The sequence below is a fragment of the Microcoleus harperi Pol14_C6 genome, assembly GCF_036701295.1.
GTDB lineage: Bacteria > Cyanobacteriota > Cyanobacteriia > Cyanobacteriales > Microcoleaceae > Microcoleus.
The window spans coordinates 1-22,541 of the sequence record NZ_JAUBQN010000025.1 but is presented as its reverse complement, the minus strand read 5'-3'; the positions used below and the strand labels follow the sequence as shown (position 1 = coordinate 22,541).

15 protein-coding genes and 2 pseudogenes are annotated in these 22,541 nt (G+C 46.6%); 3 read left to right on the top strand and 14 right to left on the bottom strand.

All coding sequences use genetic code 11. The features are described from left to right. Window positions 1-94: 94 nt before the first annotated feature. Window positions 95-307 (bottom strand): pentapeptide repeat-containing protein, encoded by a 213-nt coding sequence (locus tag QUA27_RS17310; RefSeq protein WP_333069300.1) that lies wholly within the window; start codon window positions 305-307, stop codon window positions 95-97. Window positions 308-546: 239 nt separating this feature from the next. On the opposite strand from QUA27_RS17310, the gene QUA27_RS17305 reads away from it, so the two are divergent. After that, entirely contained in the window at window positions 547-2,025 is a 1,479-nt protein-coding gene (locus QUA27_RS17305; RefSeq protein WP_333069299.1) for a bifunctional orotidine-5'-phosphate decarboxylase/orotate phosphoribosyltransferase, read from the top strand. A gap of 268 nt (window positions 2,026-2,293) precedes the next feature. Here QUA27_RS17305 and nrdJ read toward each other — a convergent pair whose 3' ends face one another. The 10 genes and pseudogenes from nrdJ to QUA27_RS17260 all read right to left on the bottom strand — a co-directional run bounded on the left by nrdJ (window position 2,294) and on the right by QUA27_RS17260 (window position 16,166). Next, window positions 2,294-3,367: a ribonucleoside-triphosphate reductase, adenosylcobalamin-dependent gene (gene nrdJ / locus QUA27_RS17300; RefSeq protein ID WP_333069297.1), complete on the bottom strand. Its 1,074-nt coding sequence runs from the start codon at window positions 3,365-3,367 to the stop codon at window positions 2,294-2,296. A 244-nt stretch (window positions 3,368-3,611) separates the two neighbouring features. Further along, window positions 3,612-6,077, bottom strand: a complete 2,466-nt coding sequence (locus QUA27_RS17295) for an LAGLIDADG family homing endonuclease (protein WP_333069296.1) — start codon at window positions 6,075-6,077, stop codon at window positions 3,612-3,614. A gap of 208 nt (window positions 6,078-6,285) precedes the next feature. Then, window positions 6,286-6,573 (bottom strand): hypothetical protein, encoded by a 288-nt coding sequence (locus QUA27_RS17290; RefSeq protein WP_333069295.1) that lies wholly within the window; start codon window positions 6,571-6,573, stop codon window positions 6,286-6,288. Window positions 6,574-6,736: 163 nt separating this feature from the next. Continuing rightward, window positions 6,737-8,899 (bottom strand): DUF4394 domain-containing protein, encoded by a 2,163-nt coding sequence (locus QUA27_RS17285; protein WP_333069294.1) that lies wholly within the window; start codon window positions 8,897-8,899, stop codon window positions 6,737-6,739. Between the two features lie 575 nt (window positions 8,900-9,474). Further along, entirely contained in the window at window positions 9,475-11,154 is a 1,680-nt protein-coding gene (locus tag QUA27_RS17280) for a hypothetical protein (protein WP_333069292.1), read from the bottom strand. A gap of 77 nt (window positions 11,155-11,231) precedes the next feature. Then, complete coding sequence (locus QUA27_RS17275; RefSeq protein ID WP_333069291.1) at window positions 11,232-12,185, bottom strand: ABC transporter ATP-binding protein; 954 nt, start codon at window positions 12,183-12,185, stop codon at window positions 11,232-11,234. A 338-nt stretch (window positions 12,186-12,523) separates the two neighbouring features. Next, window positions 12,524-13,027, bottom strand: a pseudogene (locus QUA27_RS27445) (DUF6745 domain-containing protein); the annotation flags it as partial. A 567-nt stretch (window positions 13,028-13,594) separates the two neighbouring features. After that, window positions 13,595-14,155, bottom strand: a pseudogene (locus QUA27_RS27440) (leucine-rich repeat domain-containing protein); the annotation flags it as partial. Window positions 14,156-14,407: 252 nt separating this feature from the next. Then, the gene (locus tag QUA27_RS17265; RefSeq protein WP_333069288.1) at window positions 14,408-15,448 is read right to left on the bottom strand and encodes an ABC transporter permease; all 1,041 of its coding nucleotides are present in this window, start codon (window positions 15,446-15,448) and stop codon (window positions 14,408-14,410) included. A gap of 205 nt (window positions 15,449-15,653) precedes the next feature. Further along, window positions 15,654-16,166, bottom strand: coding sequence for an adenine phosphoribosyltransferase (locus QUA27_RS17260; RefSeq protein ID WP_333069287.1), 513 nt, complete (start codon window positions 16,164-16,166; stop codon window positions 15,654-15,656). A 210-nt stretch (window positions 16,167-16,376) separates the two neighbouring features. Between QUA27_RS17260 and QUA27_RS17255 the strand changes: the two genes are divergently transcribed. Next, the gene (locus tag QUA27_RS17255) at window positions 16,377-17,543 is read left to right on the top strand and encodes a pyridoxal phosphate-dependent aminotransferase (protein ID WP_333069285.1); all 1,167 of its coding nucleotides are present in this window, start codon (window positions 16,377-16,379) and stop codon (window positions 17,541-17,543) included. A gap of 139 nt (window positions 17,544-17,682) precedes the next feature. Here the strand turns inward: QUA27_RS17255 and QUA27_RS17250 are convergent, their stop codons facing one another. Both QUA27_RS17250 and QUA27_RS17245 read right to left on the bottom strand, forming a co-directional pair. Beyond that, the gene (locus QUA27_RS17250; RefSeq protein WP_333069284.1) at window positions 17,683-18,456 is read right to left on the bottom strand and encodes an RNA polymerase sigma factor SigF; all 774 of its coding nucleotides are present in this window, start codon (window positions 18,454-18,456) and stop codon (window positions 17,683-17,685) included. A gap of 461 nt (window positions 18,457-18,917) precedes the next feature. Next, on the bottom strand, window positions 18,918-19,760 hold the full coding sequence (locus QUA27_RS17245) for a photosystem II manganese-stabilizing polypeptide (protein WP_333069283.1): 843 nt from the start codon (window positions 19,758-19,760) through the stop codon (window positions 18,918-18,920). A 401-nt stretch (window positions 19,761-20,161) separates the two neighbouring features. On the opposite strand from QUA27_RS17245, the gene QUA27_RS17240 reads away from it, so the two are divergent. Next, the gene (locus QUA27_RS17240) at window positions 20,162-20,524 is read left to right on the top strand and encodes a hypothetical protein (RefSeq protein ID WP_333069282.1); all 363 of its coding nucleotides are present in this window, start codon (window positions 20,162-20,164) and stop codon (window positions 20,522-20,524) included. Between the two features lie 67 nt (window positions 20,525-20,591). Here QUA27_RS17240 and QUA27_RS17235 read toward each other — a convergent pair whose 3' ends face one another. Next, entirely contained in the window at window positions 20,592-22,268 is a 1,677-nt protein-coding gene (locus QUA27_RS17235; protein WP_333069281.1) for a calcium-binding protein, read from the bottom strand. Window positions 22,269-22,541 lie beyond the last annotated feature (273 nt).

The window sequence follows — 22,541 nt, the reverse complement described above, 5'->3', positions numbered from 1 at the left end:
TACTATCCATAATATAAGGCGGGCATTGCTGTAGCTTCTGCTTCTATTTAATACTACCGTCAACCGAAATAACACCTACAAAGGTAATATTTTTTCAATTAACCCCGTCAAACGAGCTCTGGATCAAATTAACTTGAGTCAAATTAGCGCCTTGTAAATTAGCTTGCCACAAACAAGCCCCGCTCAAATTTGCCCCCGATAAATTAGCTTCCCTAAAATTTGCTTTTCTCAAATCTGTTCCTGGCCAATCCGCATTTGCTAAACTCGCCTGCCCCAGGGAATCCCGATCAAATCCCCGCCCGGACACTGGTTAGTTTACCACAACTAATTGACTTGCTGTGGCTTAGGTGCAATTACCGGTGTAGCCAACCCGAAAATCATTCCCCATGAAACTGCTCCCAAAGTTACAGATTTCCTGCTCTTTACATTCTACAATCTTAAAAGATTCTTAATTTCAATTTCAACGGGGATCGGTTTCTTCCGGCACAACACCCCTTTCACTTTGATCTGCAATTTTTTTAATTCCCCTTACCTTCCTAACAAATTATGACGGAACGAACCGACTTTTTCGATAAACTGTTAGCGGCTGTTGAAACCAATCAAAGTTTGCTGTATTTAGCCCTCGATCCAGACCCAGAAACCTTGCCCCCGCTGGTTTCCATGACTGGGGAGGAAACTCAAAGTTTTGTAACTGATTTGTTGTCAAAGCTAAAAAGTGCGATCGACGAAACAGCCGATTTAATTTGTGCCTGCAAAATCACCCTCGGTTTTTACCAATCTCTCGGTATTCCCGGTTGGGCATTGCTGGAACAAATTTTAACAATTATTCCCCCTCACCTGCCAGTAATTTTAGATGCCAAACACTGCGATTTAAACACCAGCACAGTGTTTGCCAAAATTGTATTTCAAGACTGGCGAGTTGACGCGATTACCTTAAGTCCCTATGCCGGATTCGACCAAGTAGCGCCTTTTTTGTTATACGCGGGAAAAACTGTTTTTGTACTCTGTGCCACCGCCAACTCCTCCGCCGAGGCTGTGCAAGAATACCCCACGCCAAAAAACCCTTTTTACTTGCACTTAGTCCGACTCTCTCAAACTTGGGGAACTCCCGAAAAAGTCGGTTTAGAAGTAGGAGTAATGCCGGATATGTTGGCGCGCATCCGCCAAGCTGCTCCTGAACGCCTAATTTTAGTTGAAGGAGACATCGCCGAAGAAAATGACCTGACAGAAGAAAACGACCTGGCACAACTGCTGGCGGCCGGTTTAAGCAAGAATGGTGAAGGTTTATTGCTGCCAGTCCCCCCGATTTTATTAGCGGGGAAAGAGCCGCGCCAAGAAATTGAGAAATTGCGGGATAATATTAATCAACAGAGGCTGCGGGCGATCGAAGGTAGTCCCACTTGCGAATTGTGGCTGCCCGATGTTTGCTTTTTGCAACCGGAACCTCACCGCGATTTAATCTTGCAACTTTATGACATCGGCTGCGTAGTTTTTGGCGACCACGTACAAGCATCGGGCGCCGTATTTCCATATTATATCGACTTGCGGAAAATTATCTCCATTCCCCAGATTTTCCACCAAATTGTCAGCGCTTATGCAGACATTCTTAAAAACTTAAAATTCGATCGCATTGCCGGAATTCCCTACGGTTCTTTACCCACAGCAACCGGTTTAGCCTTGCGGATGGAACGCCCGATGATTTTCCCGCGCAAGGAGGTAAAAACTTACGGTGCCGGCAAATTGATTGAGGGGCATTTTCAGGCAGGAGAAACGATTGTCGTAGTCGATGACATTTTGATTAGCGGCAAAAGCGTGATGGAAGGCGCGGCTAAGTTAAAATCGGCTGGCTTGAATGTGGAAGATATTGTGGTATTAATCGACCACGAACAGGGAGTCAAAGATAAGATGCAGGCCAACGGTTATCGCGCACATTCAGTGTTAGCGCTTTCGGAAATAGCTGAAGTTTTGTATCGAGCAAATCGCATTGATACCGAGCAATTCAATCTTTTGAAAGCGGAACATTAAACCCCAATTCCTGTAGGGCAGACTTTTACCAACCATAATCGCCAAAAATTACTAATCTGAGCAACCCGCCCCCACTCAATGTACGTTTTTTCCCTGATATCGGAAGTTAGTGCATTTGGCTTTTGGGATTTTAAAATCCCAAAAGCCTTTCGACCCCAATTATTTGAACGCTACCCCTTGACCGACCAAGACAGTATCTACGATTTTATGTTTATCTGCAATTAAACCTAAAAAAAATCCCCCATTTGGGGGATTTCCTTCAAGGCTATTACATAGCCTTAGTCTCCGGCATCAGACACTTATCAGAATCGCAACCCGCCGGCCCCGAATCCATCATTTCACCTAAGTCATAGCGACTCAAAGCCGCGTGAAAAACATCAATTTCGCGGCGCGCTAAAGTCTCTTCCACCATCTTGGTGTAAGTTTCTTTGTTTATCGGTTCAAAGGGCAGACGCGGGAAAGTTTCAAGAGCATCAAACCGAGCTAAAAGCGCTGCGGAAATGTAGCCTTCATCATCGCGAATCGCTTCGTAAATCCGAGTACCCAAACTTTCTACTTCATTTTCGCGCAGTTCAATCGTGGCTGAAGTGTTATGTCGCACATAGAACTTTTGCACCTGCATATAAAAGTCCATTTGTGCCGCCGCTGAGAACTTGTTAATGTCAATTTCATCAGCACCGGGTAAATCAGCCCAACTTACTGCAACAGGTATTTCTACCAGCCATTCCGTGCAGCGTTCATCGAAGGGATTGTTCAGCAAATTGCCGTTTTCATCCTTGTCAGATTGAGACGGAATCACATTGTATCCGTAGTCGATGCAGGCGAGGGCTACGGGGTCGTTTTTGCCGAAAGTGATTCGGCGAATGAAACGCTGGGCTTTCGGCGGATGCCACCCCGGCGAAGCACCTGTCAGCAGAGATTTAGTACCCGATGGTTGAACCGTTGTGCAGCGATTTGGGCGTTTTAAGGAATGGCGATCGCAATAATCCCATACTACCCGATTCACAATCTCCCGCCAACCACTCAAATACTCTTCTTCCCGCTGTTTAAAAGCGATTCCCTGGGCAGTTTGCGGCCGGCCTTCCACCCACCAGCGCAGCCACTCAACGCCAAAAGCATGAACGAAGAAATCGAATAATCCCGTGAAAGATACGCCGACAATCGGGTCTAGTTCGCGGCTGTATTGATAGCGGGGTTCAAGAAATTTGTGATTGAGAAGTACCGCGACAGATAGAGCCGCAGCCCTGAAAGCTTCCTCCTGTTCTTTGAAGTTGTAAGGATCAATTTGATTGAGGTGAACCTCCGCCAAATTACAGTGAAAATTAGAGCCGATGATTTCCATTTTTGTTACCCTAAAGGCTTTTTATCCTTTAGTTCTACAGATTCAACTTTCCCTGTAGCTCGGCGTACTTTTTCATTTACTTTAGTTGTAAATGCCCCGCACTCTTGCCAGGATTATATTCTTCAAAAAAGAAGGTTCACCCGGTACGCTCTACGGTGGTAAAGGATTTTTAATTCCCTTACTTACCTCGGAGTTAACATCTCAGTCTTCTCCGATTTTGCGAGGTTTTTTACGTGAGGCAAAATTACTTACCACACGGGTTTAAGCCCACACGGACTAACCGATGCTCTAACTCGCTAGCGGTCATATTAGGATGGCGTTCCTGCAACCACTCTTTAGCTTTTCCTTCGTCGTAAGCTTTCAAAAATTCAAGTTTAAGACTTGGTGTTGAAAGTAAATCAACGTTAGATCGAGCTACAGCTTCGCCGGCCCATTGAATCGCACCTTCGCCGCTGTAATACTGTTTGCGGACAGCATCAATACATTCTTCTAGTGTAGGTTTGGTATGGAAAACTCGCGTATGGTTGGCCATCCGAAGGGCATCGCGTTCTGGATCTATTCTCCAGTTGCCATTTTCATCTTGCTGCCACAGATTGTTTTTAGCATTTGCGCCCAGTTCGTCATCGGCAAAGAATTGTCTCATTCCGGCACTGTTATGCGTCAGATAACCATCGCAGTAGAAACAATGAGCTTCTTCAACTTCAATATCGTAGGTTTTGACATGATCGTAACTGCCTATTCCTTTGACTGTGACTGGAATATCTAATGAGATATCAGTCTCAACGATATAGCGTTCGTAATTAGCATCAACGGTGCGGGAACCTTGGAACCCCATTTCTCGCATCTCGCTGTATGTGTAAGCTTCCCGCATTATCACACCGGGAACGGTAAAACCATACATTTTCAGCCCTTGACGCAGTTCTCCCTTAAGAGAGTGAGGTGAAATCAAAGCGTTATAACGCTGTTTAAATGCTGGAATCGTGATGCTGTACTTAATTTGCCATCCTTGTTGCTGGGGATAATTGGTGATAATTCTGCCAGCAATACCCAAGCTGGATAAAACTGCGCTTATTTGTCTCACAAATGACCGATATACTGAGGTCACTAGATGAGGGGGCCGGCTATTAATAGAGCCGTCACTGTCCATTAATCCCGCTAGATAAGCTGCTCGGATATCTACTGAACCCTGCAAAATAAAACTAGGAATTGCTAAGGGAAGATTTGGCTGCTTGATGTAGCGATGGAAGTATTCAGCTAATCGTATAGATGAACAGATAGATTTAGCGGTATTTTCACCCTTGATGTTGCCATGAATAGCAGTCAAGCCAAACCAAGCTAAACCAGCATTGATTTTAGCTTGAATTTTCGGTGTCAGTTCTGTATCTAACGCGTTCATTGCCCATTCAACACGGCCGTAGGGTTTACCGTATTTATTGCGACCAATAGCTACATAGCCATCACCGTGAGTAAACCCAATCAGCCAAGCAACTTCACTTGTCAGTTCAGGAATTACAAACGACTTAGCTGTTCGGCTTTTTGAGGGCCGAGACATTGTAAAGTCAGCAGGCAAATAGGTAATTGTCCCAGGTAAAACTTGTGTGTTGTGCAGGAGGCGATCGCCCTCAGCTAAATTAGCCACTGATTTCCACACAATTGTGCCTCTAGCATCTGCCAGCACTGCTTGAGAGTGGTTTAAAGTTGCTCTAGGATAAGTGCCATTAGTTTCTATTTCGTAGACATCTTGAAATCCTTGGTCGAATTTATCAACCACTCGCCTGAATCCTAGAGGAGTCTGCACTAAGTCACCCACTTGCACGTCGCAAATGGGAACGAGTCCTTTAGAAGTATGAACTAGGGCATCTTCGGGCAAACAGCGGCGAATATTTCCTGCGACGATCGTGACCGCAGCTTCGTCAATCAACACGCAGCATTCAACAGAATTTAACTGCCGCCCTAAAGCTTTATTCAAAATAGCGGCGCAGCGCTGATAAAGGTCGGGCAATTTCACCGGATTTGCTACTCCGCCAAAACCTTTTAAAGGTTCTCCCACGGGGCGAACGTCGCTCAAATCGATAAATACTTGAACTTCTCCTGCAAATCTTTCATCTGTGGATAATTCCAGCAAAGTTTGATAGGAGTTTACCCAACCTTGGCGAGAATCTCCGACATAAATAGTTGCGGTTTTTTCTGCTATTTTTACTTCTGTTTCTTCACGGCGCGACTGCGCGGGTGTAGAGCCGATTGCGCCTTGCATGGTTAGAGTTAAACGGTTGCGAATCGGCGGCAGTTGGTTGATATATTGTGGTTCCAATACTGCCCCAGTGCCGCAGCCCATCATTGCCAAATCCATCAACAAACCAAAGGAACGCCAGTCGAGAATATTTGTTGAGGAGCAATTATATGCGCCGGAAAAATTCTCTGGTTGCTCGATCCATTTGCTGCCACCTACCCACAGCCAGCGGCCTGAAGCGAGGGTTTTGAGCTGGTTTTGCATCCGGTGCAGCAGTTGTGTTTCTTCGGGGGTGAGGTTTCCCAGCTTTTGCAACCCCTTGACAGTTCGATCGCACACTTGGGCCCAAGTCTCCCTTCCCGTCTCGGTACGGCGACTGTAAGTCCTAAAAAATACTGGATTGGCTGCGGGTGCTGTTTCGGGGAAATCGGACGGGTTGCGTTTCTCGCTGGCACTCGATCGCTCTAATTCTCGAACCATAGGTTGTGTACTGACGTGTCGGAATAAATCAACAGACTACGAATATACAACAGGATTCAGATTTAGGGTAAAAGCTTGACAAATTTCACAATTTCCACTAAATATGGGGCATAGAAGTGTACAAGCTCGATCGAGCGATCGCCTAAAAACATCACGAAAAAACCCGATTTCTTCCTGAAACCGGGTGTATAGCAAATCTTGTCAATTGTCAATCCTTTGTCAATAAAAACTCAATATTGGGTAACAGCGGGTCTTGAACAACCCCCACACCGTTAAATCCCCAACGTTCAAGTAGCTTTTTTACCTGAGAACCGGAAATCGATTCTACTCCGAATCGATCGGCAACATCAGCAGCGTGGGCGTTGAGATAGCTCAAAGCGTCATAGTCTTCGCGAAACATGAGCAGGTAACTCACTGCCGCATCGGGATTCGGATTGGCACAGAGATATTTGCCATCACTGCGGGAACGTAGCAAGTAAAAAACTTGAGATAACATCTTATCTTGGTTGTCAAAATAATATGTTACCTCAAATTGGGAATTGGGAATTGCCCAAACGATTTTAGACTGACAATTTCAGATTGTAGAAAAGTTGAGTTGTTTTCAATTTTCTACCTAAAAACTAGATAATTGATGCCTAAAATCGCTGGAAATCTAGCAGTTAAATCAAAGTCAGTGCTAAACCTTTAATCCCTCGCCCGTCACCAATTTGACCGACAATTGAAGCTTGACCAGTCGTCAAATTGATATTGTATAGGCTGGAAACTCCGCCAACCTCGATCGCAGCCAAAGCCGTCTCGTTACCGTTAACACTCCTGATATCAAAGCCGAGAACAGTACCAGCATCAATTCCCAAAGATCCGATCGTATTCAACACTCCATTATTCGGCGGATCTTGACGCACCAAAATATCTAAATTGGTGTCAATTGCAAATAGTGTCGTCGAAGTTGCCCCTGCAAAGTTATTCACATACGCAGCCCCAGCAGCAGCGCCGGGATTGCCAAAATTGCGATCGCCAGTCCGGTAAGCCAAATTCCCGTCAAGTTGAATTCCCCCCGTCAGCGTGTCAAAATCTACAAGTGCCCCAGTATCCGGGTTGAGGCGGGCGTTTTGACCGGCTTGATTGACAAACCGAATTCGATCGACTGTCGGATTGAAATCAAAACCCGCAGCCCCCGGAGTTAGGGGAACAGCAAACTGCCCGCTACCGACTTGACTTGCAGCCCCAGTAACCGGATTAATCGCGTACAAGCGATTGCTAGAACCGACACCGTAAAGCAAACCGTTAGCGGGGCGAAAATCTATTCCCAGCAAACTTTCTCCCGGCTGCAACCCCGTAACTGCTGCGTCACTGAGAATCGCCCGCGGTCCCGCCTCGTTAAAACCGACAATTGTTTCAGCGCCATTTCTGACAGTTAAAGCGTAAGCTGTAGGCAAAGGCAAAGCCAAACCGTTAATCTGTCTCCCGTCGGCAATTTGACCGACAAAGGAAGCTTGACCGCTACTTAAATTGATATTGTACAAGCCCGAAACGCCCCCAACTTCGAGCGCCGCCACTGCCACCTCGCGGCCGCCAATACTCCTGACATCAAAGCCGAGAACGCTAGTAGCATCAACTCCCAAAGATCCGATCGTATTCAAAACTCCATTATTCGGAGGATCTTGGCGCACCAAAACATCCAAATCGCTGTCAATTGCAAACAGCGTCGTCGAAGTTGCGCCGGCAAAGTTATTCACATACGCAGCCCCAGCAGCAGCCGGAGAACTTCCAAAATTGCGATCGCCCGCAGCATAAGCCAAATTCCCGTCGAGTTGAATTCCCCCCGCCAGCGTGTCAAAATCCACAAGTGCCCCGGTATCCGGGTTGAGGCGGGCGTTTTGATCGGCTTGATTGACAAACCGAATTCGATCGACTGTCGGATTGAAATCAAAACCCGCAGCCCCCGGAGTTAGGGGAACAGCAAACTCCCCGTTACCGACTGGACTTGCTTCCCCAGTCATCGGATTGACAGTATACAAGCGATTGCTAGAACCCACACCGTAAAGCAAACCGTTAGCCGGCCGATAATCAATTCCCAGCAAACTTTCTCCCGCTTGCAATCCAGTCACGGGCAAATCTGAGATCACACTTCCCGGATTGGAAAGGCTAAAACCAACAATCCGATTAGCAGGAGTTAAAGCATAAGCCGTTGTCCGCGCTGGAGGCGGGGGATTGGGAACAACGCTGCTAATATTATTAGTGAAACTTGCCTGGTTAATCGCACTTTGTCTCACCCCTTGGAGGGTAGCGAGAAATTCTCCTGTTACGCGGTCTTGGATAACAGTATTGTTTCCAGCTTCGAGAATATTTAAGTCGCTAAAACTGAGACCTTCCCCCAAACCGATTAAATCTGTACCTGGTACAAAATCGGCGATCGCGTCTGCATTTGCCAGACTAACACCGCCGCTGGTACGACCAGGATCTGCCTCAGCGTAGCGCCTCAAAACAAATAAGTCTGCCCCGTCTCCGCCTATCAGGATATCAGTATCTCGATCGCCCGACAAAACATCATTGCCGGAGTTTCCCGATATGGAATCGCTGCCTTTTCCGCCCACTAAAAAATCGTTACCGTCTCCACCGTTAATAGTGTCGTTCTCTAAATCTCCAAATAGCGAATCCTGACCTAAATTGCCCTCAATTAAATCGCTTTGTTTTCCTCCATAAATACTGTCATTACCAGAGTTGGCGGTAATGGTGTCATTGCCCATCAAACCAAAAATTAGGTCATTTTCTGGAGTTCCTGCAAGCAAGTCTGCTTGGGCGGTGCCTCTAATTTCTGCCATGCTCTAATCACCCTCTAAATTTGATACTTCTGTTGCCTAACGGTGGCGGTATTCTCAGTCAAAATATCACAAATTCGCACTTTGAGGATAGTTTTTCTTATTTTCTGCTGTAGGGGTGGGTTGCCATAAAAGTATTACACGCAGCTAAAATGATATATAAACCCGCCCCCGGATTCAAATAAACTCACTCCTAAATACCGATCACTTAGCCGTATTTTATAGTTGGGTGTGTAGCCAAGGGCGATCGCAGCTCAACTGCAAACAGGCAAGCTGAAATTTTTAGCGGTGCGAACCTGTGAAATTTTGTACTGCTTTCATTAGTAATATACGCTGACTCTATAATTTTGGATCTGTCCAGTCAGAAATTATTTTTCAACTTTAATCTTAAAGCCTGCGAAGGGGGGCTTTGTGTGTGTGGTGGCGACCACCATCGCTCAATATAAAGTGGATTATAAATGCGGAATTGGCATAATAAGTTAGTTAAACAGTCGTTCTCAGACGACTTAAGCTTTCAGGCAGGGGTTTAAATCCCTGCCTGAATCGGAGTTTCACGTTTAATCCCTTCCCCAGCTTTTTCAAGCTTTCAGCAGTGCTTTAGAAGCTGATTGCCCTGCGAGTCTCAGTTGCGATCGCAATTTGAGATTCAACAACACCAAGACAGTCCACTGACTGAGTATGGAGAACAAAATGGTATTTCCTGACGCTACGAGAGACGACGAAGACCAAAAGCTAGCAAATGTTGAAGACAACCAGAAAATAGGAGCTTTTTCTGGGGTTAGCAACAGCATAGATAAAATCAAAGGTGGCAACAAGATAGCGCTACCGACAGTGCCGGCGGCCCAAATTTCCTGATTTCGGGTTTTGGTAAATAGGAATAGTTGGGTGATGGCTGCGTAAATTAGGATTAGATTAAGGCAGCAAATTACGCCCCCAAATTCTTGTGTCTCAATTTTTTGAAACAGCGTCAAAGGTGTTAAAATTATCACTGAGCTGAGGAGATTAATCGCGATCGCCACTCCAGCCGGACTTTTTTCGCTCCAAATTAAATCGAGTAGCGGGTAGCGTCGCCACAACTTCTGACTGCTGGGAACGATTTGTTGCCTATACCTTGCCCAATCGTACAAAGATTGTCTGTCAGATGTTAAAGCTGCAATTAAAGTTAAGAACATCAGCAAATTCACGACAAGTAAACCGCTGCTATTACCGTAGGATGCGAGACTTGATTGGAGTCCAAACCCTAAAATTATTAGCTGACAGCAGATAACTACCAAATAACTTTGTCGCTTGCTCAAAACTGTAGCAGTGGGATTTGGAAAGCGGCGCTGCCATCCCTGCCACATCCAATAGGTTCCTGTACCACAAACCAATAGAGACAAAGCAAGAACACTCGCAATATTTGTACCCACTGGCGAGTAAAACCATTGCAACTTGTCTAAATTTGCAACTAACCACTTGAAAGCATGATTGTTATTAACACCAACTCCAAAAAGCAGATATCTCAGGATAGGAATGGGAGACAAAAATGTTAGCAAATCCCAAGCAGTTCGCGTTAACTGGATCACAGACATCCCAAACACAACAAAAACCGTAGCGCTACCCAACCAAGGTTGAAATCCTCCCAACCAACTGGTTGTCAATCCAAATAGCATCGCACTGCTGTAAAACAAAGCACAGCTAGCTACAACCGCTATGTAGAAACATAAAATTTCATTCAGGGGTATTTGAGCAGCTAATCCAGCGTACAGGTGCAGGGGTATGGCCAGAATTGTTGCTAAATAAAGTAAAATTGGTACGCCAAGAATTTTGCCTAGAAAAATTGTTTTGGCAGACTGGGGACTGAGGCGAATAAAGTTGAGCGTGTCACGGCGTTCCTCCTTGTCTAAGTCACTGACAAGTAGATAAGTCCCTGCTACTAATAAAGCTAAGACGCTAAATATGCTCAGCCAAACGAATATCTCTAGCCACCACTCCCGCCAGTTAATGACAAAGTTGCTGAAGGCATCTCTGACGCAGATTTTTTCATAGGAATTGGCGGCCTCATCTAAAGTGCAAAATCTGTGATAGATGGGATTAGTGTATTCCCCATTAGCAGGGGGAACGGGTATCTGGGCTCTGAAATACATGAACAGCAGCAGTTGACCGCTTAGGGAAAGGGCAGAGGCGATCGCGATATTGCCCATTTTCAAGCGGCCTTTAATTTCTCGAAATAACTGGGGATTCCAGTTGCCGATTTTATCTAATAAGTTGAGTGTCATTAGTTATTCGTGATTGGGAATGGGTGATGAGTTAGTTATAACTCACGGTTCATCTTGGTAACGAGGGAAAAAGCAAATTAGGATGCTTGCTTGTGTCCCATTTTGAGGAAGATGGTTTCTAAGTCTTCTTGAGTGCAGTGGAATTCGGTTAGGGGAATGTTGGCGGCTACGAGTTCGCGTAATAAATTTGCCGCATCTTCCGGGCTTCCTGAAAAATCAACGCACACCTGTTGAGTTTCCGGGATTATTGCCCAATTTTCCACCCAAGGAAAGTTTTTTAATGCGGATGTTAGCGCTTCTAATTTATTTCCTAAAACCGACATGAAAATTTGCTGGCGGCTGAGGCGTTTGTAAAGTTCTTGTAAAGGTGCGCTTTCGACCAGATATCCGAGTTCCATGATACCCACCCAGGTACAAAGTTCGGCTAAATCGCTGAGGACGTGAGATGATATGACTACGGTCATGCCGGCTTCTTGCAAAACTTTGATAATTTCGCGGAACTGCATTCGGGCGATCGGATCTAAGCCAGAAACGGGTTCGTCTAACAACAGCAACAGCGGTTCGTGGATAATAGTTCTCCCCAAACTCAGGCGCTGTTTCATCCCCCGCGACAGGGTGGAAATTAAGCTGTTGCGCTTGTTGGTTAGTTGCACGAGTTCTAACACGGAGTTGATTCGCTCTCGGCGGCGCGGTTGCTGGAGGTTGTAGAGTCGCGCAAAATAGTCTAAATAATCCCAAACAGTCAAGTCGTCGTAGAGGGGAAAGTCGTCGGGAAGAAAGCCAATGCGCTGTTTGAGAATTGGGTGCGATCGATCGCGCAATAACCTATCGCCGTTGATGTAAATTTCCCCTATAGTCGGTTCCTCAGCGGCCGCCAGCATTCGCAGCAAAGTAGTTTTGCCGGCACCGTTGGGGCCGATCAGTCCGCATACTTCGCCTGCTGCTACTTGCAAATCTATGTCATTGACTGCTATATGGCGATCGAATTGTTTCGTGAGCCCGCGAGTTTCTATTGCTAGTTGTTTTGCCATGTTTGGAGGGTGAATGAAGTTTTATCGGTGCATTCCTGCCCCGAACAGTCCTAGACGCATCAAAACCAAAGAAACCGGGTTTTATGTCGTTTTTACGGGCTATAACGCTTCTTCTCACAAAAAACCCGGTTTCTGGCCACCCGTGTGTAAATCCCGATCGAAATAGATGTCTACAGCTAGCCTAGCCCGTTCTTCCCTGAATTGTCATCTCGTTTCTGAAATTAACACAAAGACATTATCGATCGTTGAAATCCTTGCTAATATTAACTCTTCCTTCTTCCCTCTTCCCTCTTCCTTTCCTTGTTCCTTCTTCCTTGTTCCTTCTTCCTTCTGCTATATCAAGTCTGCACGGAAAATTCCTCTGGATCGATATCCCAATTTACCCACCGAATTGCCTCCCTAGCTGATGTCAGGTTAGGCGGCACTCTCAAAGCGTGAATGAATCCCGTACTCGGACAAATCATTTTTAACAAACAAATCGGCTCGACATCGGCATTATCTATTTGTAATAGCGCATATTCCTGCCAAATATCTATTTGTCTTGCTTGCAACTCTTGACAAATGCGCTCGTAACCAATTGCTTCAATTAACACTCGCCGAACTTCGGCATTATCTTCTGCTAAAAGCCATTGGGATTGCCATTGATTTGGGTGAACTTTGCCGTATTCTTCAGGCAATTTGACACCGTGATAATAGTAAAAATTCCATCCATCCGCAAACTCGATCGCAGGTTCTGCTTCCGCGTGCAAGCGGTTTTGACTGTCAAAGCGCAGGTGCCGGGGGCGATCGCACACCGCGCAAAACTTTTCAAAGGGAAATATCCAACCGCAGTCCTCGAAAAGCAGCTTTTGGCAGCGATGTATTTCTTGTGCCTTTTCCGAAATATTGACGCCTAATGAAGAGATATACCATTCAGTCAAATAGATTTCCTTAAACAAAGTCGTGGGAGTTTCAGGGTATTCCAGGCCCTCCAAATAATCGGGAAAAACATTCCCCTTCCATTGTTCCGATCGCACATAGCTTTCAGCCCATTCGTACATTAGCGAACTCAGTGTGCTGTATGCTTCGGACTCGATAGTCATGCTATAGAGCTCATACTTCCACACCGCCGGACTTGCAAATTCTCCCATAGGGGACATCCATTTTCGGTCTATATTTTTCCCCCATCTATTGCTGTATTCGTCAGAGCAGTTTTGTGAATCGTCGCGTTTGAACAAGTTGAAGATTTGGAGATAAGCGTCGCGGGGACTGCTGCAAATAATAACGTCTGGTTCTTCTAGACCAATAGCGGCATAGGCAACTTTGATGGCTTCTGTGGCTTTTTGACCATCAATTGGTCTAGTCGAGAGAGTAAGACGTTTCTGTGCGAGTTCGCCTAACACGCACATAGGGACAATTTTAGAGAAGTCGAGATTCAGTGTGGTCAGATTGGTGAGCTCGCGCAACGCGCTGATGTCGGTAATTTGATTGTAGTTGAGATTCAGTGTGGTCAGATTGGTGAGCTCGCGCAACGCGCTGATATCGGTAATTTGATTGGAGCCGAGATCCAGTGTGGTCAGATTGGTGAACTCGCGCAACGCGCTGATATCGGTAATTTGATTGGAGCCGAGATCCAGTGTGGTCAGATTGGTGAGCTCGCGCAACGCGCTGATATCGGTAATTTGATTGGAGCCGAGCTTCAGGGTTGTCAGATTGGTGAGCTCGCGCAACGCGCTGATATCGGTAATTTGATTGCGGCCGAGCTTCAGGGTTGTCAGATTGGCTAGCTCGCGCAACGCACTGATATCGGTAATTTGATTGTAGGTCAACTCCAGGGTTGTCAGATTGGCTAGCTCGCGTAACGCGCTGATATCGGTAATTTGATGGTAGCCGATCTCCAGGTTTGTCAGATTGGCTAGCTCGCGCAACGGGCTGATATCAGTAATTTTATAGTCATACTTTCCATGGCGAGAGAGATCCAGTTCTGTCATGCTTGAAAGTATCTGCTCCGCTTCTTGTGCGTCATCAGTGCCAGCCTTTCTCAACAACATCTTAACTGTGCACTTTGCGTCTTCTGAAAGGCTGTCAATATGCCTGTACCAGTCGGCAAAGCGGGTAAAAATCATAGACTCGTTTGGTTTGTGTTCAGACATAAAACGCTCCGACATGGGTAATGGGAATACTATTGACTGTTGACTATTACCAATCGCCCTTGCGTACCTTCTATTACTGAATTAAGTCTTCTATTTCAAATCTTCCAGCTTAATCCGAGGATCGACAGCTTTCAGCAGCAAATCCGCCAACAAATTCCCAACAATCAACATGGTAGCGCCCATCATCAAACTTGCCATTACTAAATACAAATCTTGATTGTTCACCGCCTCCAACGTCAGCTTTCCCAAACCCGGCCAATTAAAGAAATATTCGGCAATAAACGCACCGCTCAACAAACTAGCAAACTCAAAACCCAACAACGTAATCAACGGATTAACAGCATTCCGCAAAGCGTGAACGTAAATTACTCGATCGTCCGGCAAACCTTTCGCCCGCGCCGTTCGGATATAATCTTGACGGAGCACGTCTAACAATTGTCCGCGCATCAATCTTTGCAAACCAGCAAAACCAGTAAGGCTGAGGGCGACAGTTGGCAAAATTAAGTGCCAGCCGTAATCGAGGATTTGACTCCACCAAGGTAAGTCTGCGTGGTCGATGCTTGTCATTCCTCCGACGGGAAACAGAGGCGAAGTATTCTGAGCAAAAAATAGCAGCAGCAACGCTGTGATAAAGCTGGGAAATCCCTGTCCCGTGTAGCTGACTACTTGCAGAACTCGATCGACTGTGCGGTTTTGATTGACGGCGGCGACAATTCCCAAGGGAATCGCGATCGCCCATGTCACAATCAAAGATGCGATCGCCATTAATAACGTCGCCGGTACCCGTTCCCACAGCAGCGAAGCTACCGATCGCTGATACACAAAACTCGTGCCAAAATTCCCCCGCGTCACAATTTGTTGCAGCCACAGCCAATACTGCACAATAGCTGGTTTATCTAAGCCGAACTGCTGTTCGAGTTGCTTGAGTGTCTCCGGCGAAATCTTGGGATTTTGGCTCAAAGTATCCAAGTAATTTCCCGGTGCTAGCTCAATAATTGCAAAACAAAGCATCGATGCCAAAAATAGGGTTAAAAGTGCCTGCAACAGTCGCTTTAAAACATAAGTAAATGTCTCGCTGCCAAACAGAGAATTCAACATTCGCCAATTTCGATTCAATTTAATAGAAGTCATACGATTTTAGATTTTAGATTTGAAGAATTGTGAATGATATTAATTGCGGTTGCATCGGAATGATTTAACCGCTCTTGACGCAGAGATCACAGAGTCTGCAGAAGAGAGAGATGAATAATTCCGATGCAAAGCTCAAGGATATTATTTGTCAGTAGTTTTTATTCAACTGTCAACTGTCAACTGTCAACTGTCAACTGTTAACTAACTAATATTCAACTAGCGTGACGATCGGCACATCCGGCAATTTCTGCCTGCCACCCAAAGCCTGCAATTCAATGATAAAAGCAAAACCGACAAGCTCGCAGCCAGCTTGCTCTAACAACTTAGCCGTCGCAGCCGCTGTTCCGCCAGTGGCGATTAAATCGTCCACAATCAGCACCCGGCTGCCTGATGTCATCGCATCTTGGTGCATCTCCAGTCGATCGACACCGTACTCCAACTCGTACTCAGCAAAATGAACCGCACCGGGCAGTTTCCCCGGTTTGCGGACAGGAATAAAGCCTATTCCCATTTTGTAGGCCAAAGGCGCGCCAAAGATAAAGCCGCGCGATTCCATACCCACCACATAGTCAGCAGACATTGCAGAGCATTTTTCGGCTAAGTTGTCAATGGTATAACTGAGTCCTTGCGGGTCGCGCAGCAAAGTTGTAATGTCTCGAAACATAATTCCCGGCTTGGGGAAATCAGGAATGTCGCGAATCAGAGATTTGAGATCCATAAGCTTGCAGATCGGCGTTGAGGGTAATGAGGCATCAAAAATGGTACAATAATAATGTCAATCGATTTTAAATTTTAGATTTTAGATTTTAGATTTTAGATTTTAGATTTACTATATGTAAACAAATGTCATAATTTCCTAACAACAGGGTTGAATATCAAGATTTGTCACCCTATGATCTAAAGTCAAAAATCTAATATCTAAAATCCAATGATTAAGTTGGCAGCACGAGTGGGTGAGGTTTCTCCTTCTATAACCTTGGCGATCGCCGCTAAGGCTAAAGCCATGAAGGCCGAAGGGATTGATGTCTGTAGTTTGAGTACGGGAGAACCAGACTTTGATACCCCCGAACACGTTAAAGCAGCGGCAAAACAAGCTTTAGACGAGGGGAAGACTAAGTACGGCCCTGTGGCTGGGGAACCGCAGTTAAAAGCTGCGATCGCCCGCAAACTCCGCGATGACAATAATCTCAACTATCAACCGGAAAATATCATTGTCACCAACGGCGGCAAGCATTCGCTCTACAATCTGATGATGGCTCTGATCGAGCCTGGAGAAGAAGTAATTATTCCGGCTCCCTACTGGCTAAGCTACCCAGAAATGGTGAAACTCGCCAGCGGCAAGCCAGTAATTGTACAGACTGATGCTTCTACAGGATATAAAATTACACCGGAACAACTGAGTCGAGCGATTACTCCCAAAACCAAGTTATTTGTACTGAATTCGCCCTCTAACCCGACGGGAATGGTTTATACTCCGGCCGAAATCAAAGCATTGGCCGAGGTGATAGTCGATCGAGATATTTTTGTCGTTGCTGACGAGATTTACGAAAAAATTATATATGACGGCGCTCAACACGTCAGCATCGGTTCCCTAGGCAAAGAAATCTTCGATCGCACCCTAATCAGCAGCGGTTTTGCTAAAGCTTACTCGATGACAGGCTGGCGAGTCGGTTATTTGGCCGGGCCGATCGAATTAATCAAAGCCACCGGCACGATTCAAGGTCACAGTACCTCAAATGTATGTACTTTTGCACAGTACGGGGCGATCGCAGCTTTGGAAAGCAGTCAAGAGTCTGTCGAAACAATGCGTCTAGCTTTTGCCGAAAGGCGTCAGGTAATATTTGAATTACTCGATGCTATCCCTGGGATTAGCTGTATTAAACCCGACGGTGCTTTCTATATGTTTGTCAACATCAGCAAGACTGGAATGAATTCTCTGGAATTTTGCGACGCTTTCTTAGAACAGCAGCAAGTAGCAGTTATTCCGGGGATTGCGTTTGGTGCAGACGACCATATTCGCTTGTCTTACGCCACCGATTTAGGCACAATTAAAAAAGCCGTAGAAAGGCTGGATAAATTTGTCCGCAGCATCTAAAAATTAGTCCGTGGGCAGTAGTCAGTAGTTATTAGTTGTCATTAGTGAGCGATGATTAGTGATTAGTTATTGGCAGTAACTGACAACTGTCAACTGTCAACTGCCCACTGCCCACTGTCAACTGTCAACTGTCAACTGACTAAAGCTGTTTAGTCATGATTTCCTTGAGCAAATCCAGCCCCTTCTTAACTCGCCGAGAAACAGTCACCGCACTGATACCCAAGCGTTCAGCCGTTTCTTTCTGGGTCAAATCGTAGAGAAACACAAACTCCAATATCTCGCGAGTCCGTTGTTCCAACATAGCCAAAGCTTGCTGTACGCGAATTTGATCCTCTTGCGCCAACTGAAAACTCCGATACTTAGTATCGGGCACCAATTCTCCCAGACAACTAGCCCCCTCATCTTCATCTTGCACCGGCGCGTCCAAACTCAGAGGCGATCTGTTGAGATGGGCTAATTTAATTTCTTGCCATTCTTCTACAGAAACCTCAAGGACTGCTGCTACCTCAGCATCGGTAGGTTTGCGGTTTAACTGCACCTGCAAATCCTTGATTGCTGCTACGGATTTGCGTTCGAGGGACTGCCAGTGGCGGGGAAATCGGACAGAAGGGCTTTTGTCCCGCAAGTAGTGTTGAATTTCACCCCGTATGTAGGGAATTGCAAAGGAACTAAAAGCGTGCCCCTTGGCGATATCAAACCGCTCTATCGCCCTGATCAACCCAATACACCCGACTTGCAGCAAATCGTCGTAGCTTTCACCGCACTGGTTGATCCAGTGATAAACTTCTTTTCTGACCAGCCCAATATTCAGTTTAACTAACTGATTGCGGGTTTCATTCGATCCAGAAAGTTGATACTCGCGCAACAATTGCAAATTTTCGCTTTTTAGCTCGTTCGGCACTGTGGTAGACATGGTGGCATAAGGGTGGGTAGAGCAGAGGACTGAGCTTGCTTTAGATCTAGTTTCCAATCTAGTCTAAAAAAATTCACTTTTAGGTAGTGTAATCCTAGCACTTAATAGGTGTGATAGCGGACACACCAGTTTAATTTTCGGAAGGTGCAGGGATTTAGTTGGATTATCCGAATTTTTTTCGGCAGGATGCAGAACTCTATCCGGAAGAAGACCTTCGGCACAAGCCAGAATTTAACCGGATTTTTTTAAGTAAATTATAATTTTAAAGCGGTTTTAATACAATACTTTAATTAATTAAAAATACCAAATTAATAACTTGGTATTTATCCAAATTAAATCATAAATGTAGTCATTAGTCAACAGTCCTAAGTTATGTTGCTCCAGACTGTTGGCTAATGAAGGGTGAGCAGTAGCTCTAGGGCAAAAAACTGCTCAAGTTCGATCGATCCTGAAAGCCAATTTTATGACACAGAAGGCTCAATGCGAGCGTAAAACAAACCCCGAATTTTCACGTCCAGAGCGGGTCTAGCTCCCAAATCAGTATCAGAAGGCTGCGTACTCTCAAAAATCCCGCCAATTTCGCCAGTGGCGCTGTTAACTTTAGCAACTTGGAGAGAAATTTTGCCCGCCTTGGTGCGAGTGTCAGCGACCTTAACATTAGCCCGCACGCGTTTGGAATTGTCACTAGCCGGAAGCGCTACAGCATTGTCGTAGCCAGTCGCTACCCCGCGAGCTTTAGGGTCTAAAAAGCCTGCGCTGCGGTAAGAAGGAACGTTAAACTCCCCTCGCAAATCGGTGGAAGTATTGATAGCAACCACTCCCGGTTCGGAACTGGCCACTAGCTGTTTAATGGTAAACAAGAAAGGTACTTGCTCTCCGCCCGGTAACTGAATCGTAATAGCTTGAAAATCCAAGCCGTCTTCTTCTGTGAAAGTCAGAGTGCCGTCAGTACCGACGTTGAGCGTACCTTGAACTTGGTCAATGCTCGACGTGAACCGGGTCAGCAATTTACCAGGCACAAATTCAGCTTCTTGGCGTTTGTTTGCTGGTTCTTCCTTCACAAAATAAGTTGTGGGCTGCAAACACAAACCAGTCAGTTTATAGGTGGCGCCCCCTTCGATGGGGATCGATCCCCGAGAAGTTTCTGCCAAGCTAGGGCAGTTATTAGCCAATCCAGTACCTCTAATCTGGTCGTAGGTGAGCAACTCGGTAGTCGCCACCGTCGTGTCAGGAGCAGAAGAACAAGCAACCAGCGCACTCATGCAAAATGCTAAAAGTGCAACAATTAAAGCACGATATTTCATTGCAAACCTCAATATCCAACATCGGATTATATTAAGAAAAAGCCCTACTTCGAGCAAAATATAATTGCCCGCCGGCAGGCTAGGCCAGCGCTTCGGGCAGCATTTAGATCCTGATCCCTCGCTTCACCGACACCGGCATTGACTCACACAATCAAGCTAGTGCGGCGTGAAAATAAGCAAGAACTTATGATTTCTCAATCATGTTCCGATCGCAGCCCAATACACATGGTACGACGGGTGGTGCTCTTTTCCTGACTTGGACTGCAAATTAATATTGCTTAAGTCAACCTACTTAAGTTACTTTGCTTATGACCCCGAATGGCGATCGCGACTAGCTCGATTAGTCGGTTGACCAAAAGGCTGGGGACAAAGGCCTTGTAGATTTCAAAGGAAGCAGCGGTATGGACAACGGCAAAGATTTAGAGTCAGAAAATTTGCAGTCTCAAATGCAATCAGTGACAGAGGCGATTCGGACTTTAGCCGAAAATTGTCAGGGAGACAGTCTGCTGCTTTTGGCCCTGCTGCGGACACTGGAAGCTTCGCACCGGGAAATTCGCGACGGTTTGTTTCAAGCGTCTTTTCCCGACAACCGCCAAGCACTTTACAAACTGCTCAGGAATATTGAAGCCAATGGCGGCTGGCCTTACATCCACCGCATGAAACTTCGATCGCTCTTGGGGTACACCCAACAATTATCTCCCCTAGAAGATTCTCCAGCCGAGTCGCCAGAAGACTCGGCCGAAACTCCCCAGGATGTTAAATAGTTTTGAGTGATGAGTTTAGTGAGTTTTACATTAACTCATCACTCATCAGCGAGCTGCGCGATCGCCCCTACAGCCCGTAAGGTGTAGGAACAGGTGTAGGAAAAGGTATCGGGTTCGGCACCGCCGTCGGGAATATCGGCGTCTGACCCGGCATTGGCAATAGTCCGGGAGTCGGGGGAATCGAACTAATTGATAGCAGAGGTGAATCAGGCACGCTAACTGTCGGCGGAATTGGAATCCTCGAAGCAGTCGGAGTCGGGGTCGGTGCTGCTGTCGGAGTCGGGGTCGGTGCTGCTGTCGGAGTTGGAGTTGGCGTCGGAGTCGGTGCTGCTGTGGGAGTTGGAGTTGGCGTCGGAGTCGGTGCTGCTGTGGGAGTTGGAGTCGGCGTCGGAGTCGGTGCTGCTGTGGGAGTTGGAGTCGGAGTCGGAGTCGGAGTCGGAGTCGGCGTCGGCGTTGGAGTCGGAGTCGGAGTCGGAGTCGGAGTCGGAGTTGGAGTTGGAGTTGGAGTCGGCGTCTCAGTCGGAGTTGGAGTTAGAGTTGGATCTGTAGTTGTGCTGGTAACTGTAGTTGTAGTTGTAGTTGTAATGGTGGTTGGTCTGGGAGTAGCCGTCCCAGTCACAGCGATAAAATCATTCCCCTCGATCAGCGCGGCCGGAGTGTCTGTCAAAATTGCTAAAAGCTTGCCATCGAGCGTCGTAATTACTGTATCCCTGACATTGGCACCGTTACCTTGGCGAACTTGCAGTTGAGCGAAAGATAAATTGCTCGGCAGTCCAAAGAAATCCTCTGTGTCATTGTAATCAGTAATTAAAGCCAAACTGCCAGGCCCGGCTCCCAATCCAAAGACATCGCTGCCGCTGCCGCCAATCAGAGTATCCGAACCCTCACCTCCGATCAGAGAATCATTACCCTCTGCCCCAAATAAATTGTCATTGCCGAAACCTCCCAAAATGGTATCGTCGCCGATACCTCCAGCCAAGGAGTCATCGCCAAAACCGCCGTCGATACCATCATTACCTTTGCCGCCAAACAGGAAGTCATTACCTTCATCTCCCAGTACCGAGTCGTCGGCTTCATCGCCGCGAAGGGTATCGGAACCGCTGCCGCCAAAAGCTGTATCGTCAGCCTTGCCGCCGAATATCTGGTCATTACCACCGTCTCCGAAGAGCGAATCGTTGTCGGCATTGCCGTACAAAGTGTCGTCGCCGTCGCTGGCGGTCAAATAATCGTTGCCCTCAGCGCCCAACATTTGATCCCTACCACTGCCGCCGTTGAGAGAATCGTTCCCAAAATTCCCGTAGAGAAAGTCATCATCAGCATTGCCGAACACGGAATCGTCGCCGTCATTCCCTGTGAGCGTGTCGTTGCCAGTACCGCCGGCAATCACATCAGAACCTCCGTTGCCAAAAACTAAGTCGTCCCCAGCGTCTCCCACCACGCTGTCTATCCCGTCGTTGCCTTCGAGGATGTCGTTGCCCAAACCGCCGCGAATCGAGTCGTCGCCGTTCCCGCCGGAAGCAAAATCGCGCCCTTGGTTGCCAATGAGTTCGTCGTTTCCTTCACCGCCAATCAGCGAATCTGCTCCGTCCGCTCCAAGAAGCTGGTCGTTACCGCCGTCGCCCTCTAGGGTGTCATCTCCTCCCGCACCCAGGGGCGTGTCATCGCCATCTAAGGCGCGAATTCGATCGCCCAGCGGAGTTCCTAGAATAAAGTCGTTGCTGTCTGTGCCGATCAGGTTTGCCATACGGGATACACCGGTCCTCAATAAAATAAATTGTTTGAAATTATGTTAATCGCCTTCGTGACAAGGGATTGCTGCTTGCCTAGGTTAGCATAATTGAGATTTTGGCAATCTGGCGAAGGGGCGCTGGAAGTTTTGCTCGTGTCTGCAGTTGCGATCGGGGCTGGTATAATGCCCGATCTGCAATCTAATTTAGTTATTACAATACTCCGGACAGTTTTTAAATAGGGATGCTTACGCAATAAAGCACAGAAGCGAAAAAACTGAGTGCTATCT